This window comes from Streptomyces sp. NPDC039462, from assembly GCF_055639375.1.
Window position 1 is genome coordinate 35,607 of the sequence record NZ_JBVKAO010000006.1, and the last position, 15,867, is coordinate 51,473.

Below are 15,867 nucleotides of genomic sequence, written 5' to 3' on the forward strand. Positions count from 1 at the left end.
AGCGCCATGAGGCGGAATCTCGCGGCACGACTCGGTGTGTGGAGCGCACACCACCGGAAGGCGGCCATCCTCGGCTGGCTGGTCTTCGTGGTCCTCGCCACGGTCATCGGCGGGGCCTCCGGCACGGTCACCGCGTCCGACGACGAGATGGGGGTCGGCGAATCGGGCCGGGCCGCCGAGATCCTGAAGGACGCGGACATCGACGAGCCCGCGGGCGAGCTCGTCATGGTCAGCGCCTCCGACGGGGCGTCCGCCGGCGGCTGGCGGGACGCGGCGGCCGACCTGTCGAAGGCGCTGACCGCGACCGGTGACGTACGCGACCTCAAGGCGCCGCTGCCCTCCGAGGACGGCAGGGAAGCGCTGCTCCGGTTTGAGATCAAGGGTCCCTCCGATGAGGCCGCCGACCGCGTCGAGGCGGTCCTCGACGCCGTGGCGAAGGCGAAGGAGGACGGCGCGGCGCACGGCATCACCGTCCACCAGTTCGGCGACGCCAGCTCCGAGAAGCACCTGTCCGACCTGCTCGCCGACGACTTGAAGAAGGCCGAGTTCACCGCGGTGCCGCTCGCGCTCGGCATTCTCCTGGTCGCCTTCGGTGCCGTGGTCGCGGCGCTCCTCCCGGTGGGGCTCGCGCTCACCGCGTGCGTGGCGGCCTTCGGACTGCTCTCCCTGGCCAGCCACCAGCTGCACCTGTTCGAGACGACGTACTCCGTGATGTTCCTGATGGGCCTCGCGGTCGGCGTCGACTACTGCCTGTTCTACCTGCGCCGCGAGCGGGACGAGCGGGCCGCGGGGCGGGACGCCGAGACGGCGCTGCGGATCGCCGCGGCCACCAGCGGCCGCGCCGTCCTGGTCTCCGGCCTCACGGTCATGGTCGCCATGGCGGGCATGTTCCTGTCCGGGCTGCTCCTCTTCAAGGGCTTCGCCGTCGCCACGATCCTCGTGGTGTGCGTGGCGATGCTCGGCTCGGTCACGGTCCTGCCCGCGCTGCTCGCCGCGCTCGGCGACCGCATCGACGCCGGCCGCATCCCGTTCCTCAACCGCCGTGCCAAGAAGGGTGTGCACGCCAGTGGCGGCACCGCGGCGAAGATCCTGAGGCCCGTCCTCGCCCGCCCGAAGTTCTTCGCCGTCGGCGCCGCGGTCCTCCTGCTCGCCCTCGCCGCTCCCGCGCTCGGCATGAAGACCGAACAGCTCGGCCTGGAGAAGCAGTTCGGCTCCGACGCCCCGCTGTCCGTCTCCTATCAGCGGATCACTGATGAGTTCCCCGGCGGCCCCGCTCCGGCCCGGGTGGTCGTCGAGGCCGACGACATCGGCGCGCAGCCGGTGCGGGCCGCGCTCGACTCGCTGACCGAGAAGGCCGGTGACGGCGCCGAACTCACCGTCCACAAGGCGAAGAACGTCGCCGAGATCGAGATCCCGTTGCCCGGCGACGGCACCGACGCCGAGGCGAAGAAGGCCCTGCGCGAACTGCGCGACGACACGGTGCCCGCGGCCTTCGAGGGAGTGGACGCGACGGCCCACGTGGGCGGTGACCTGGCATCGTCCGAGGACTTCAGCGACCAGCTCAGCAAGGGCATCGTCCCGGTCTTCGCGTTCATCGCCGCGGTGACCTTCCTCCTGATGCTCTTCAGCTTCCGCTCGGTGGTGATCGCGGTGACGTCGATCGCGCTGAACCTGCTGTCGGTGGGCGCCGCCTACGGCGTCATGACCGCCGTCTTCCAGTACGGCTGGGGCGCGGAGCTGATCGGCTCGGAGCAGGTCGGCGCGATCGAGAACTGGATGCCGCTGTTCGTCCTCGTCGTCCTGTTCGGCCTCTCCATGGACTACCACGTGTTCGTGGTGTCCCGGATCAGCGAGGCCCGCGACCGCGGCATGGACAACCGCTCGGCGATCCGCGAGGGCATCACGCGCACGGCGGGCGCGGTCACCGGCGCGGCCGTGATCATGGTGGCGGTCTTCGCGGTGTTCGGCACGCTGTCCATGCAGGACATGCAGCAGATGGGGGTGGGTCTCGGAGTGGCGGTCCTCCTGGACGCGACGGTCGTCCGCATGATCCTGCTGCCGTCCCTGATGGCCCTGCTGGGCGAGCGCAACTGGCACACGCCCCGGTACCTGCGGTGGCTCCCGCGGGTCTCCCACGGGGAGGAGGCACCGGCCGCCCCGCCGCGGCCGGGCCCGTACAACACCCCGGTGGCCAGCGGGCGTTGATGAGGCACCCGCACACGTGAACGTGACCCCGGCGCCCACCCGGTGCCGGGGCCACGCCGTGTCACGTCACAGGCCCAGCGCCTTGGCCTCCTTCTCGGGGGCGAGCCCGACGACCGGCCGGTCGGGCCGCTGCGGCGCCGTCCCGCCGATGGACCGCAGCCACTCCCACGTGTCGCGCACCGTCTCGGCGGCGGACCGGGTCCTGAGGCCCGCCGCGACCGCCTTCTCCGACGACGTCCGGTGCATCGTGTCGTGCAGCTCGCCCGGAGCCAGCCACACCGGCAGCTCCATCCACGGCTCGATGCCCGCGTCGAGCACCGCCTGCGGCTCCGTCCAGCGCAGCTCCGCCGCCGGGCCCGCCACCTCCACGCAGGCGTCGAGGAGTTCACCCATCGTGATCCGCCCCATGGGACTGACCAGGTTGTACGCCCCGTGCAGCCCGGCGGCGGCCGCGTCCAGGACGAACTCGGCGAGGTCCCGCACATCGACGTACTGGATGTCGAGGTCCCGCGGCCCGGGGGCAAGGACGGGCCCACCGCGCGCCACCCGGTTCAGCCACCACGGCAGCCGCCCGATGTTCTCGTACGGGCCGAGGATCAGCCCGGCCCGCGCGAGCACTGTCCGCTCCGCCCCGAACTCGGCGATCGCCGCGAGCTCGCCGCCCCGCTTGTCCTCCGCGTACGCCGACGCTTCCGCGTCCGGGTCGCCTTCCACCACGGGGAAGCTCTCGTCGGAGCCGGCCTCGCCCGGGTAGCGGTACACGGAGCCGCTCGACACGTACACATACCGGCCCGCGCGGGACGCGAGCAGCCGGGCCGACTCCCGCACCACCCGGGGCGCCGCCGACCAGGTGTCGACCACGACGTCCCACTCGCCGTCGTCGAGGGCGGCCAGGCCGCCCTCGACGGTGCGGTCACCGTGCACGGCCCGCGCGCCCTCGGGCGCCGCGTGGTGACCGCGGTGGAAGACGGTCACCTCCCAGCCACGGGCGAGGGCCGCCTCGGTGACCGCACGCCCCACGAATTCGGTACCGCCCAGCATCAGAAGTCTCATGGCAGTGCACTCTGCCCCGGCGACCCGGGTCCTGTGAACCGGATTCTGCTCGGGGCAGAGAGGGGAACCGCAGCTCAGCGGGGGGTCGGCGGCGCGTACTTGTAGCCGACGCGACGCACCGTCTGGATCGTCCTGCGGTGCTCGGCGCCCAGCTTGCGCCGCAGCCGCGCGACATGGACGTCGACGGTGCGGCCGTCGCCCACGTGGCCGTACCCCCACACCGTCGTCACCAACTGGTCGCGGGTGTGCACCCGGTGGGGGTGCGCGACGAGGTGCGCGAGCAGCTCGAACTCCAGGTACGTGAGGTTGAGGGGGCGCCCGTCGACCTCGACGGCGCGCTGCACGGGGTCGACCCTGATGGGGCCGGGAGCGGGGGGCGCCTCGGGCAGGACGGACTCGGCGGCGCTGGTCACGGGTTCCTGCCCGGCCGGCACGAGGACGAGGTAGCCGACCATCGGCGGCTGTCCCGGCAGGGTCGGCAGGGTGTGCTGCGGCGCGGGCAGCCAAGTGGCGCCCGGCGGAAGGAAGTCGGTGATCTGCACCACCTCGTCGGGCGCGACGGCTCGCAGCCGGCCGCGGCCCGGGGCCGGGGGAGGGGTGAGGGTGGTGGGAGCGGAGGCAGTGAAGGAACGTGAGTTCGCCATGGGGGAGTCAGCTCTTTCGCGCGAAGAAGGAGTCGTCGAGAACGAGACGTACGTCGTGCGCGTCAGGCGAAGGCCGGTTGCGGCGGCATCAGGCCGGGGGCAACGGCTTTACAGGGCCCGCGCGTTCATCGCGCGGCAACACACCCGGTCGAAGTCGTGATGCTGCCGGGAGGGCCAGAAGGGCTCGAGGTCGTGACGACCCGTCGCGGTGATCCGGTGGCTGCCCATGGCTCCATTGAATCAGATGACGACGGGGTCGCCCACCGTGACCGGTGCGCGACCCCTCGGTGACCGGTGGGATCAGACCTGGCCGGCCTTCTCCAGCGCGGTGCAGCAGGTGTCGACGAGCAGGCGCGTCACGACGTACGGGTCGACGTTCGCGTTCGGGCGGCGGTCCTCGATGTAGCCCTTCTGCTCCACCTCGACCTGCCAGGGGATGCGGACCGAGGCGCCGCGGTCCGAGACGCCGTACTTGTACTCGTCCCAGGGGGCGGTCTCGTGCAGACCCGTCAGCCGGTCGTCGATGCCCGCGCCGTAGTTCTTGACGTGGTCCAGCGGCTTCGAGCCCTCACCGAGGGCCTCGCAGGCGGTGATGATGGGCGCGTAGCCCTCGCGCATGGCCTTCGTCGAGAAGTTCGTGTGCGCGCCGGCGCCGTTCCAGTCGCCCTTGACCGGCTTCGGGTCGAGGGTCGCGGAGACCTTGAAGTCCTCGGCGGTGCGGTAGAGCAGCCAGCGGGCGATCCACAGCTGGTCGGAGACCTCCAGCGGAGCCAGCGGGCCGACCTGGAACTCCCACTGTCCCGGCATGACCTCGGCGTTGATGCCGGAGATGCCGAGCCCGGCCTTCAGGCAGTTCTCCAGGTGCGCCTCGACGACGTCACGGCCGAAGATCTCGTCCGAGCCGACGCCGCAGTAGTAGCCGCCCTGCGCGGCGGGGAAGCCGCCGACGGGGAAGCCGAGCGGGCGGTCGCCCTCGAAGAACGTGTACTCCTGCTCGATGCCGAAGATCGGCTCCTGCGCGGCGAAGCGGCCCGCGACCTCGGCCAGCTCGGCGCGGGTGTTGGACTCGTGCGGCGTCATGTCCGTGTTGAGGACCTCGCACAGGACGAGTACGTCGGCGCCGCCGCGGATCGGGTCCGGGCAGGTGTAGACCGGCTTGAGGACGCGGTCGGACGCGTGGCCCTCGGCCTGGTTCGTGCTGGACCCGTCGAAGCCCCAGAGCGGCAGCTCGGCGCCCTTCGCGTCGTCCGCCAGGATCTTGGTCTTGGAGCGGAGCTTCGCGGTCGGCGCGGTGCCGTCGATCCAGATGTACTCAGCCTTGAAGGTCACGGGGCCTCATCCTCATAACGCTCGGTACGGCGCAGAACGTGCGGGTGCTGCGGTGCCGTGGTGATGGGCGGCAGCCTGGCAACCCGCGATTTCCCGACCGTTGCTCTTATGTGAACCCCGTGTTACCTGAGGCGGGTGTGTCCGGCTTCACGACACCGCCCGGCTTCACCGCCCCGCCGGCTTCACGGCACCGTCCGTCCTCGCGGTCTCAGCGCGACAGCGCGTCCCGCACCGCCTCCTCCGTGCGGGCCACCACCGCCGTGCCGTCGTCGGCCGTGATGATGGGGCGCTGGATCAGCTTGGGGTGGTCGGCGAGAGCCTTGATCCAGCGGTCGCGGCCCGAGGCGTCGCGGGGCCAGGCCGCACGGTCCTTCAGGTCCAGGTCCTTGGCGGCCTGCTCCTGGGTCCTCGTGATGTCCCACGGTTCGAGGCCGAGGCGGTCGAGGACGGCACGGATCTCGTCCTCGGTCGGCACGTCGTCGAGGTAGCGGCGGACGGTGTAGTCGGCGCCCTCCGCGTCGAGCAGCGTGAGCGCGCTGCGGCACTTCGAACAGGCGGGGTTGATCCAGATCTCCATGCCCCACACGCTACCTCCGGAACACCCGTCCCGGGCCGCGCGGCACCCCCGTATTCGAACAGCCCAAAGCCCCTCTGGCCAGCGGCGATTGTCAGTGCCCCGCAGTAGAATCACAGTAGTGTTCGAGGGCGCCCGACGGGGGGTCCCGACCGCGACAGGAGGATGCCCGTGCCCGCTGCCGCACTCACGTCCAAGCGTGTGTCCAAGACCGTACCGAAGCCCGTCCTGATCGACTTGCCGTACGCACCACTGGAGAAGAAGGCGCTGCCCCCGGGCCGCCCGCGCGAGTGGTACGTCAACCACAACCGCCGCCTCAAGGCCATGCGCCTGGCCATCGCCCTGCTCGACTCGGGCGTCTATCTGCCGAACCAGGCGAAGAACAGCACGATACGGCGCATGGCGGAGGACGTCGGGATCCATCCGCCGTCCGACATCACCTGTCACATGGTGCGGGCGCTCATGCGGTACAGCCGCTGAGTGGACCGCGGGGCCCGTGGAGGGAGCCGTCCTCCGCGGGCCCCGCACAGGTCTGTGCGGTCATGTGTGCGATGGGACATGCTGTGCCCCATGACCCAGCCGGAACCCGTCGGCATGCCCCAGCCGGAACCCGTCGGCGAACTGCCGCTCCTGACGACCGCCGAACTCCCGGACGGCACCCGCCTGCCCGTGCGCTCGCTCCGCGCCCCCGCGCCGGAACGCTTCCTTCCGTCCGGCTCCGGCCCGGCACCCTGGCCGCCCCCGGCCCCCGCGGTGCTCATCCTGCCCGCGATGGGCACCCCCGCCCGCTTCTACCGCCGCTTCGCGCGCCAACTGCACGACGAAGGGCTGACGGTGCTCACCGTCGACCTGCGCGGCCAGGGCGAGGCGACCCCGCGCGCCATCGGTCCCGGCGCGCCGGGCCACGGCTACCGCGCGATCGTCGAGGAGGACATCCCCGCGGTCGTCGCGGCGATCCGCGCCGAGCTCGGCACCGAACCGCCCCTGTACGTCCTCGGTCACAGCCTCGGCGGCCAACTCGCTCTCGTATACGCATCGCTGGCCGCCGGCCGGGACGGCTCCGAAGTCGACGGGGTGGCGGTCGTCGCCACGGGATCGGTGTGGTTCCGCGCGTACGGCCCGTGGCGCGGCCCCGGCCTGCTCCTTGCGCAAACGCTCATCACGGCGACGGCTGCCGTGCTCGGCCGCTGGCCGGGCACCCGGCTCGGCTTCGGCGGCGACCAGCCCAAGGGCGTCATGCGCGACTGGGCCCGGCAGGTGCGTACGGGCCGCTACAGCGGCAAGGGCTCCACGCTCGACTACGAAGCGGCGCTCGCCACCCTGGAGCTGCCCGTCCTCGCGGTCTCCGTCGACGGCGACACGCTCGCCCCGGCCGCCGCCCTCGACCACCTGCTCGGCAAGGTCCCGCGGGCCCGCCTCACCCGCCGCCACTACACGGCGCAGGAGGCGGGCGGCCGGCTCGACCACTTCGCGTGGACCCGCGCGGGCGGCGCGCTCGCGAAGTGGGTGGCGGCGTGGGCGGCGACGCCCGGGACGTAGCCCGGACCGGCGGCCGGTGGTGTGTTCCGGTGACCCGGATCAGCCGAGCAGCGCGTCCACCAGCCGCCGCCGGTCCTCCGCGTGGTCCCGCAGCCAGGCGCCCAACGCGTGGTCGGCGTCCGGCAGTTCGAGGCGCTCGAACCGGGCCCGGGCGGCGAGCGCCTCGCCGACGGCCGACGTGACCTCGGGCGGGATCACCGCGTCGGTGCCGGGCACGACGAGCACCGCGCGCCCGCCGAAGCCCCGGTAGACGTCCAGCGCGGCGGACTCGCGCCACCGGCCCGGCGTACGGATGATCTCGGTGAAGCGGCCGTCGCCGTCGCCGAAGGGCAGCGGCCAGGCCTCCGGCGCGTACACGGCGGGCGCGCACAGGCCGATGCCCGTGACCCGCGCGCCGAAGTGCGCCACCAGGTCCGCCACGGTCTGCCCGCTCATGCTGAACCCGACGAACACCAGGCTGTCGGAGGCGGGCACCCGCCCCTCGACCACCGCCGCCGCCTGCGCGCACCGCCGCCGCAGACTCAACTCCCGCAGCGCGCCCGTGCTTTCGCCGTGCCCGGAGAAGTCCAGCGCGAGCGCCCGGCAGCCGCGCGCCGCGAACTCGGCCTGCAGAGCGGCCAGCCGCTCCTTGTTGCCGCCGCCCGCGCCGTGCAGCAGGACGACGGTGGTGGCGGGGGCCGGAGTGACCCCGGCATCGGGCCCGACACCGGGCAGCGCCTCGGCGCAGCTCAACGTCTCGCCGTCACAGGCGAAGGAGAAGTCGGACAGGGCAGGTTCGGTCTCCGTGGCGAGGAATTCCTGAGTCATGCTCCCTATCCTGCGCCGTGAGCCGAATCTTGGGCCGCCGGCCGAATCCTGCGCCGTCAGCCGATCTGATCCGGCGTGACCGTCAGCCACCGCTTGTCGGCGGTCACCTTCTGGCCCAGCTCGCGCTGCCGCTCGGCGTTCTTCTTCTTCATCCCGTCGAGCTGCTTCATGTACGAGTCCTTGCGGTTGACCCAGACGCGTACGCCGCCATGCTCCACGTCGGCGGAGTGGAACAGCATCGGCCCGTCGCTGACCGGCGTGTCACCGGCCGCGAGGATCGGCTTCTTCCACTCGTCGATGTACGTGTTGATCGCCGCGGGCTTGCCCTCGTACCAGGTCAGCGGCGCCCACAGGTTCGGCGTCAGCTCGCGCTGCGCGAGCTTCTCGCGGTCCTTCTCACCGAAGCGGCCCTCGGCGATCTCCTTGCGGGAACTGGTCACCTCACCGGTCCTGCGGTCCTTGAGCTGCATGGACACCCCGATGACGTTCTGCGGCTTCACGCCGTAGCCGTACTTCGGGTCGGCGAGCACCATGCGCACCAGGTCCTCGCCGGCCGCGCTGACAACGTACACCTCGATGCCGTGCGAGCGCAGCGTCCTGTACAGCTGCTGCATGCCGCGCGAGAACTCCGGCGCCTTCACCTCGGTCTTCGTGAGCTTGCCGTCCTCGTAGTACTCGGCGGGGATCGGCTTCTTGTACGCGAGGAGCTCGTCGACGTACCCCTTGAGCTCCTTCAGCGTGAAGCCGGAGAAGATCTGCGCGGCCCAGGGGTAACAGACCTGGTCGTCCACCTCGCACAGCCGGTTGTAGTAGCTGTAGAGGCTCTCCTTGTGCCCGGCCTTGTCCTTGAAGGGGATGACCTTCAGGGACGGGTCCATGGTCTTGCGGCTCAGGACGCCCTTCATCTCCAGGAAGGGCAGCAGCGACTCTTCGAGGTCGTTGCGGTACGTCGTGTTGTCCGCGTCGAAGACGGCGTACGCGCCCTTGTGGCCGTTCTCCGCGATGACCTTGCCGAGCTTCTTCGCGACGGGCTTCGGCCAGTGTGACAGCTCACGGGCGGTGGCCACGGAGGTGTCGGCGGCGGTCGCCTCGCTGGTGGGCCACAGTGCGCTGCCCGCGAGGACGGCGGCGGCCAGCGCCCCCGTGGCACCGATGACGGCCAGCTTGCCCTTTGCCCGTACTGCCATGTCTCTACGTCCCTGCCGTTTCCTGAAAGCGATGCGCGGCCCCGTCCGGAGCGGCGCGCCATGCTATGGGCCGGGACGCTCATTTCCCATGATCGAAGTCACCGGGGGCGGGGGGTATGGGGGAGGGGGACGGGGGTAGCGGTAGGGGACTCCGCGACGCGTCCGGGCCACGCCCCGCATACTGGAACGCATGGGCTCCCGTGAGTTCGTCCGGACCGTTCCACGGCTCGGCGGCATGGTCGTCTCCGCGGTCGGCTACCGCACCGCGGGGCAGCGGCCCGCCCTGCACCGGGGCCTCCCGTCCCCGTATCTGACCTTGATCTTCTCGCTGGACGGCCCCATCGCCACCGGCGCCACCCCCGGCCAGGCCACGGGACCGGACGCGGCGCGCACCGACATCGTCGTGGGCGGCCTGCACCAGAGCCCCGCGTACGTCGTACAGCCCGAGCACGAGGCGGGCATCCAGCTCGCCGTGCACCCCCTCGCGGCCCGCCCGCTCCTCGGGCTGCCCGCCGCGGAACTGGCCGGGCAGCTCGTCGTCGGCGGCACCGACGTCCTCGGCGACCGCGCCGCCGACCTCCGCGAGCGCCTGTGCGAACTGGACCGCTGGGAGGACCGCTTCGCCCTGCTCTCCGGCTATCTGCGGCGGCGCGCGGCCGAGGACCGCGCCGCCGGGGCCGTGCGCCCGGAGGTCGCCGAGGCCTGGGCGTGGCTGGCCAGGCACCGGGGCGCGGGCACCCTCGGCGGCCTGTCCCGGCACGTGGCGCTCAGCGAGCGCCGGCTGACCGCGCTGTTCCGCGCCGAGACCGGGCTGAGCCCCAAACAGGCCGCCCGCCTGATGCGTTTCCAGCACGCCAAGGCCGCCGTGGTCCGCGCCGTCGCGGCGGGCGGGCCGCCGGACCTCGCCCGGGTCGCCGCCGAGACCGGCTATTACGACCACTCCCACCTCGTCCGCGACTTCCGGCAGTACACGGAGGCGAGCCCCACCCGCTGGCTGGCCGAGGAGTGCCGGAATATCCAAGCCGGGGCGCACGGCGGCGGAGAAGAGTGAGAGACATGAACACCACACCCGATACCACACCCGACACCACGCCTGGCGCCCCTGAAACCGCACCCGCCCCCGCCATCTGGCCGGCGCTCCAGGCCGAGGACGCCCCCGCGCTGATCGACTTCCTCGTCGGCACCGTCGGCTTCCTGCGCACCGCCGTCTACGAGGACGGCGGCCGCGTGGCCCACGCCCAGCTCGACTGGCCCGAGGGCGGCGGCATCATGCTCGGCTCGTACGACCCCGAGTCGGCGGCCGCGGCCTGCGGAAAGCCGGGCACGTCCGGTGCCTACGTCGTCACCGACCATGTGGACGCCCTGTACGCCCGCCTCACCGAGGCCGGCGTCAAGATCACCCGTGAGATCGAGGACAAGCCCTACGGCAGCCGCGAGTTCGGCATCGAGGACCCCGAGGGAAACCGCTGGTCCTTCGGCACCTACCGCGGCGAGCCGAGGCCCGTGCCGGTCCACGGCACGGACCGCCCCCGCGAGGACGCGTGATAACTTGCGCAAGCCAGTCAAACCCACACCTGGGCCAGGGAATCCGGTGCGAATCCGGAACTGACGCGCAGCGGTGAGGGGGACGGGCGGGGCCACGGCCACTGGGCGTTCCAGGACGCCCGGGAAGGCGCCCCGCCCGGTCGATCCCGAGTCCGAAGACCTGCTGGCGCCTCCGCTCGCACACCGGGCGGCGGAGGTCGTGACGCAGGCCAGGCTCCGCGTATGAGCCGCGAGACCCAAGGGATCACGTGTCCTCGACAGCCCGTATATCCACTCTGTCCGCCCTGCTCTGTGCCGGCACGCTCACGCTCACCGCGTGCGGCGGCTCCGCGGAGAAGCCGGCGGGCGGGAGCGCCGACGGCTATCCGGTGACGGTCGCCTCCTGCGGCAAGGAGGCGAAGGTCGACGCGGCGCCCCGGCGGGCCGTCTCCCTCGACCAGGGTTCCACGGAGATCCTCCTCTCCCTCGGCCTCGCCGACCGCATGGTCGGCACCGGCACCTGGACCGACCCGGTCCTGAAGAACCTGGAGAAGGACAACGCGAAGGTGGAGCGGCTCGCCGACCGCTACCCGGCGCTGGAGAAGGTCCTCTCCAAGGAGCCCGACTTCGTCAGCGCCTCCTTCCTCTACACGGTCGGCAAGGGCGGCGTCGCCGACCGCACGAAGTTCACCGAACTCGGCGTCCCCGTCTACGTCTCGCCCACCGACTGCGCGGGCAAGGACAACGACAGCGGCGGCGACGGCAAACGCGTCAAGACCCTCACCATGGACACGGTCTACAAAGAGGTGCGCGACCTGGCGAAGGTCTTCCACGTCGAGAAGCGCGGCGAGAAGCTGGTCGCGGACCTGAAGGGCCGTATCACGAAGGCCACGAAGGACATCGACGAGGCGGCCGCCTCCGACGTGACGCTCCTGTACTGGTTCGCCAACTCCGACGCCCCCTACATGGCGGGCTGCTGCGGCGCGCCCGGCATCATCACCCGCGAGCTCGGCGCGAAGAACGTCTTCGACGACACCCGCGAGGAATGGCCCCAGATCAACTGGGAGACCGTCGCCGACCGCGACCCCGACGTCCTCGTCATCGGCGACCTCACGCGCAAGTCGCAGTCGGCCGAGAGCGCGGCGGCGAAGATCAAGTTCCTGGAGACCAACCCGGCGACGAAGAACCTGACCGCCGTGAAGAAGAAGCGGTACGTCCTCCTCAGCGGCCAGGCCATGAACCCCACGATCCGCACGGTCGACGGCATCGAACAGGTCGCCGCGGGCCTGCGGAAATTCGGGCTCGTCAAGTGACGGAGGCAGCACCCGGCAGGGACACGGTCCCCGCACCCGCTCTCCCCGCGAATGCCCCCGACCCCGTCGTCTTCTCCATACGGCACGGACTGCGGCTCGGCCTCCTCTGGGTGGCCGGGGCCGCCGGGCTCGTCCTGTCCGTCTCCGTGGCCGTCACCATCGGGCCCGCGGACATCTCCGTGCCGGACGTGTGGGCGACCGTCGTCGCGCACCTCGGCTGGGGCGAGAGCCCCCTCACCCCGATCAGGGACGGCATCGTCTGGAACCTGCGGATGCCCCGCACCCTGCTCGCCGCGGTCTGCGGCGCGGGCCTCGCGGTCTGCGGGGCGGTCATGCAGTCGCTGCTCCGCAACCCGCTCGCCGACCCGTTCGTGCTCGGGGTGTCGTCCGGGGCGTCCACGGGAGCGGTCGCGGTCGTCGTCCTCGGCGTCGGCGGGGGAGCGGTCTCGGTCTCGGCGGGCGCCTTCGCGGGCGCGCTCTGCTCCTTCGCGCTGGTCCTGCTCCTGAGTCACACGCTCGGCGACACGACGGACCGGGTCGTGCTGTCCGGCGTGGCGGCCATGCAGCTGTTCTCCGCGCTCACGTCGTTCGTCGTCCTCACGGCGGGCGACGCGGAGACCACCCGCGGCATCCTCTTCTGGCTCCTCGGCTCCCTCAGCGGTACCGGCTGGACGGACGTGTGGCTGTGCGGCGCGGTGCTCGCGGTCACGCTGGTCGTCTGCCTGGGCCACGCCCGCACGCTCGACGCCTTCGCGTTCGGCCCGGAGGCCGCGGCGGCGCTGGGCGTCCGGGTGGCCCGCACCCGGCTCGTCCTGCTCTGCACGACCGCTCTCCTGACCGCGGCCCTGGTCAGCTCGGCGGGCGCCATCGGCTTCGTCGGCCTCGTCCTGCCGCACGCGGCCCGCGCGGTCGTCGGCTCCGGCCACGCCCGGCTGCTCCCGGTCACCGCGCTCGCCGGCGCGGTCTTCCTGGTCTGGGTGGACACGCTGGCCCGCACGGCCCTGGAGCCCCAGGAGGTCCCGGTCGGCGTGGTGACCTCGCTCATCGGCGTACCGGCGTTCGTGGCCGTGCTGTACCGGACGCGGAGGACGTCATGACGTACGACGTGATGCTCCCGGGCGCCTCGGGTGACGCGGGCGCGCCGGACGGCACGGGCGCCCCGGATGCCCCGGGCGCCCCCGGCCTGCGTGCCGACCGGGTCTCCCGTGAGGCGGGCGGGCGGCTCGTCGTCGACGGCGTCAGCCTCGCGCCGCCCGACGGCGCCATGGTGGGGCTCCTCGGCCCCAACGGATCCGGCAAGTCCACGCTCCTGCGCATCCTCGCGGGCGTCCTCGCCCCGGCCTCCGGAGTGGTCACCCTGGACGGCCGCCCGCTGTCCGACACGGGCCGCCGCGAGGTGGCGCGCCGGGTCGCCGTCGTCGAGCAACACGCCTCGACCCAGGTCGAGTTGACTGTACGAGATGTCGTACGCCTGGGCCGCATCCCGCACCGCCGCGCCTGGTCGGGCCCCACGGCCCGCGACGAGCGGGCCGTGCGCGAGGCCCTGGCGCGCACCGGGCTCGCCGAGCGCGCGGGACAGGCCTGGCACACGCTCTCCGGCGGCGAGCGCCAACGCGTCCAGATCGCCCGCGCGCTGGCCCAGGAACCCCGCGAGCTCCTGCTCGACGAGCCCACCAACCACCTGGACATCCAGCACCAGTTGGACCTGCTGACGCTGGTGGCGGAGCTCCCCGTCACCAGCGTGATCGCGCTGCACGACCTCAATTTGGCGGCCATGTTCTGCGACCGGCTGCTGGTCCTCAAGGACGGCACGGCGTACGCGGCGGGCACCCCGGCCGAGGTGATCACCGAGGAGCTGATCGCCGAGGTCTATGGGGTGCGGGCGGTGGTGACGCCAGGGGAGGGCGACCCTTCCGAGGGGGGCTTTTCGGAGGGGGGTCTTCCGAAGGGGGGCCGGCCTTCGGTGCGGTTCCTCCGCGGCTGAGGTGGCCCCCGTGGCCCCCGGTTTTCTCGGGGTTCGCCCGTCGGTCCCCGCGTCGCTCACTCCTCCGGCGCCCCGATGGGGCGTACGTGCCGCAGCAACGCCATCGTGAGTCCCGCGAGCGCCGCCAGCAGCACGGCGCTGATCAGGGCGACCGTGCCGAGACCCGTGGCGAAGGCGTCGCGGGCGGCGCCGAGCAGCGCCTCGGCCGCAGGGCCGTCCGGCAGCCCGTCGGCCGTGCCCCGCACCGCCGCGAGCCCCTCGCGAGCCGCGTCGGCGGTTCCGTGCGGGACGGCGTCCAAGGCGTCCGCGTCCGCCAGTTGCCCCCGATAGACGGCCGTGCCGACGCTGCCGAGGACGGCGACACCGAGCGCCGAGCCGAGTTCGGCACCGGTCTCCGACACCGAGGCCGCCGCCCCGGCCCGCTCCGGCGGCGCCGACCCCACGATCATGTTCGTACCGAGCACCATCAGGGGCCCGAAGCCGATCGTGACCACCGTGCTGCCGATGACGAGCGGGGCGAGCCCCGACGACGCGTCGACGCGCGAGATGAGGGCGAAGCCGACGCTCGCGACGAGCAGCCCGCCCGCGATGACCCGGGCCGGCCGCACGCGGCGCGCGATCCGCGGGGCGAGGCCGAGACCGGCGAACGTCCCTGCGACGAACGGAATCATCCACAGCCCGGCGCGGACCGGCGAGAGCCCCTCGACCAGCTGCAGGTACTGCGTGAAGAACAGGGTCAGGGAGTGCAGGGTGATCATGCCGAGCAGGAAGACGACGAGCGCCCCGCTGAACGCGCGCTCCGCGAAGAGCCGCAGGTCGAGCAGGGGGTCGGCGAGCCGCCGCTGACGCAGCACGAAGATCCGGCCGACGACGAGCCCGGCGGCGACGAAGGCGAGCGGAAGCGGCTCGGCGCCGTCCCGCGCCACCTCCTTGAGGCCGTGCACCACCGGCAGGATCGCGGCGAGCGACAGCAGCACGCTGAGCGGATCGAGGCGCCCGGGCGATGAGTCGCGGTGCTCGGGCAGCAGCACGGGCGCGCAGATCAGGAGCAGCGCCATCACGGGCACACCGAGCAGGAAGACGGAGCCCCACCAGAACCGCTCCAGCATCAGGCCGCCCACGACGGGCCCGATGACCGCGCCCACCGAGAAGGCCATCATCCACAGCCCGAAGGCACTGGCCCGCTGTGCGGGTTGCCGGAACATGGTGCTGATCAGCGACATCGTCGAGGGCAGCACCGACGCCCCCGCCACTCCGAGCAACGCCCGCGCGGCGATGAGCAGTTCGGCGCTCGGGGCGAACGCGGCCAGCACGGAGGCCGCGCTGAACGCGGCGGCGCCGACCATCAGCAGGCGGCGCCGCCCGATGCGGTCGCCGAGCGTGCCCATGGTGACGAGGAAGCCCGCCAGCATGAACGGGTACATGTCGGCGATCCACAGCGACTGCGTGCTGTCGGCGTGGAGATCGGCGCCGAGGGTGGGCAGCGCCATGTAGAGGACGGTGACGTCCATGGAGAGCAGGAGCGCGGGGAACGCGAGGACGGCGAGACCGATCCACTCGCGGGGGCCTGCGGGGGGCGGGGCGGACGGATCGGGCGCCGCAGAGGCAGTAGAAGCTGAGGAAGTAGACATGCCGTCAGGCTGGGCGGCAGGGGTTCCGGAAAGGTTATGGAAGGGTTTCGGAGGGGGCCGGCGGGGTTCCGGTGGAG

General features: G+C 72.4%; 15 protein-coding genes and 1 riboswitch. Of the genes, 8 read left to right on the forward strand and 7 right to left on the reverse strand.

Translation table 11 applies throughout. From position 1 onward, the window contains the following. Positions 1 to 6 precede the first annotated feature (6 nt). Positions 7 to 2,205 carry an MMPL family transporter gene (locus ACZ7LU_RS28495; protein WP_471918392.1) on the forward strand — a complete coding sequence of 733 codons (2,199 nt, stop codon included), beginning with the start codon at positions 7 to 9 and terminating at the stop codon, positions 2,203 to 2,205. Positions 2,206 to 2,271: 66 nt separating this feature from the next. Here the strand turns inward: ACZ7LU_RS28495 and ACZ7LU_RS28500 are convergent, their stop codons facing one another. The 4 genes from ACZ7LU_RS28500 to ACZ7LU_RS28515 form a co-directional block, all read right to left on the reverse strand. After that, positions 2,272 to 3,258, reverse strand: coding sequence for an NAD-dependent epimerase/dehydratase family protein (locus ACZ7LU_RS28500; RefSeq protein ID WP_471918393.1), 987 nt, complete (start codon positions 3,256 to 3,258; stop codon positions 2,272 to 2,274). Between the two features lie 74 nt (positions 3,259 to 3,332). Then, positions 3,333 to 3,902, reverse strand: coding sequence for a winged helix-turn-helix domain-containing protein (locus ACZ7LU_RS28505; protein ID WP_471918394.1), 570 nt, complete (start codon positions 3,900 to 3,902; stop codon positions 3,333 to 3,335). A gap of 300 nt (positions 3,903 to 4,202) precedes the next feature. Further along, positions 4,203 to 5,231 carry a glutamine synthetase gene (glnII, locus tag ACZ7LU_RS28510; RefSeq protein WP_362997771.1) on the reverse strand — a complete coding sequence of 343 codons (1,029 nt, stop codon included), beginning with the start codon at positions 5,229 to 5,231 and terminating at the stop codon, positions 4,203 to 4,205. Between the two features lie 208 nt (positions 5,232 to 5,439). Next, positions 5,440 to 5,808 carry an arsenate reductase family protein gene (locus ACZ7LU_RS28515; RefSeq protein WP_398296994.1) on the reverse strand — a complete coding sequence of 123 codons (369 nt, stop codon included), beginning with the start codon at positions 5,806 to 5,808 and terminating at the stop codon, positions 5,440 to 5,442. A gap of 168 nt (positions 5,809 to 5,976) precedes the next feature. On the opposite strand from ACZ7LU_RS28515, the gene ACZ7LU_RS28520 reads away from it, so the two are divergent. Together ACZ7LU_RS28520 and ACZ7LU_RS28525 are read left to right on the forward strand one after the other, a co-directional pair. Then, complete coding sequence (locus ACZ7LU_RS28520; protein WP_362997767.1) at positions 5,977 to 6,285, forward strand: hypothetical protein; 309 nt, start codon at positions 5,977 to 5,979, stop codon at positions 6,283 to 6,285. A gap of 90 nt (positions 6,286 to 6,375) precedes the next feature. After that, entirely contained in the window at positions 6,376 to 7,344 is a 969-nt protein-coding gene (locus tag ACZ7LU_RS28525; RefSeq protein ID WP_471918395.1) for an alpha/beta hydrolase family protein, read from the forward strand. 39 nt (positions 7,345 to 7,383) lie between these two features. Here the strand turns inward: ACZ7LU_RS28525 and ACZ7LU_RS28530 are convergent, their stop codons facing one another. Continuing rightward, complete coding sequence (locus ACZ7LU_RS28530) at positions 7,384 to 8,151, reverse strand: alpha/beta hydrolase (RefSeq protein WP_471918396.1); 768 nt, start codon at positions 8,149 to 8,151, stop codon at positions 7,384 to 7,386. Between the two features lie 56 nt (positions 8,152 to 8,207). Continuing rightward, positions 8,208 to 9,338, reverse strand: coding sequence for an HAD family hydrolase (locus ACZ7LU_RS28535; protein ID WP_468716192.1), 1,131 nt, complete (start codon positions 9,336 to 9,338; stop codon positions 8,208 to 8,210). A gap of 190 nt (positions 9,339 to 9,528) precedes the next feature. Here ACZ7LU_RS28535 and ACZ7LU_RS28540 point away from each other — a divergent pair, with 190 nt between their 5' ends. The 5 genes from ACZ7LU_RS28540 (at position 9,529) to ACZ7LU_RS28560 (ending at position 14,159) form a co-directional block, all read left to right on the forward strand. Next, a complete protein-coding gene (locus tag ACZ7LU_RS28540) occupies positions 9,529 to 10,389 on the forward strand; it encodes an AraC family transcriptional regulator (RefSeq protein WP_471918397.1) in 861 nt (286 codons plus the stop codon). A 5-nt stretch (positions 10,390 to 10,394) separates the two neighbouring features. Further along, positions 10,395 to 10,883: a VOC family protein gene (locus ACZ7LU_RS28545; RefSeq protein WP_471918398.1), complete on the forward strand. Its 489-nt coding sequence runs from the start codon at positions 10,395 to 10,397 to the stop codon at positions 10,881 to 10,883. Beyond that, positions 10,881 to 11,065, forward strand: a riboswitch (cobalamin riboswitch). It overlaps the preceding gene by 3 nt. A gap of 66 nt (positions 11,066 to 11,131) precedes the next feature. Next, positions 11,132 to 12,175, forward strand: a complete 1,044-nt coding sequence (locus ACZ7LU_RS28550; RefSeq protein WP_471918399.1) for an ABC transporter substrate-binding protein — start codon at positions 11,132 to 11,134, stop codon at positions 12,173 to 12,175. Beyond that, positions 12,172 to 13,272 carry a FecCD family ABC transporter permease gene (locus ACZ7LU_RS28555; protein ID WP_471918400.1) on the forward strand — a complete coding sequence of 367 codons (1,101 nt, stop codon included), beginning with the start codon at positions 12,172 to 12,174 and terminating at the stop codon, positions 13,270 to 13,272. Before ACZ7LU_RS28550 ends, ACZ7LU_RS28555 begins: the two co-directional genes overlap by 4 nt. An 11-nt stretch (positions 13,273 to 13,283) precedes the next feature. Further along, positions 13,284 to 14,159, forward strand: coding sequence for an ABC transporter ATP-binding protein (locus ACZ7LU_RS28560; protein WP_471918601.1), 876 nt, complete (start codon positions 13,284 to 13,286; stop codon positions 14,157 to 14,159). A gap of 56 nt (positions 14,160 to 14,215) precedes the next feature. Here ACZ7LU_RS28560 and ACZ7LU_RS28565 read toward each other — a convergent pair whose 3' ends face one another. Continuing rightward, on the reverse strand, positions 14,216 to 15,790 hold the full coding sequence (locus ACZ7LU_RS28565) for an MFS transporter (protein WP_471918401.1): 1,575 nt from the start codon (positions 15,788 to 15,790) through the stop codon (positions 14,216 to 14,218). Between the last annotated feature and the right edge of the window lie 77 nt (positions 15,791 to 15,867).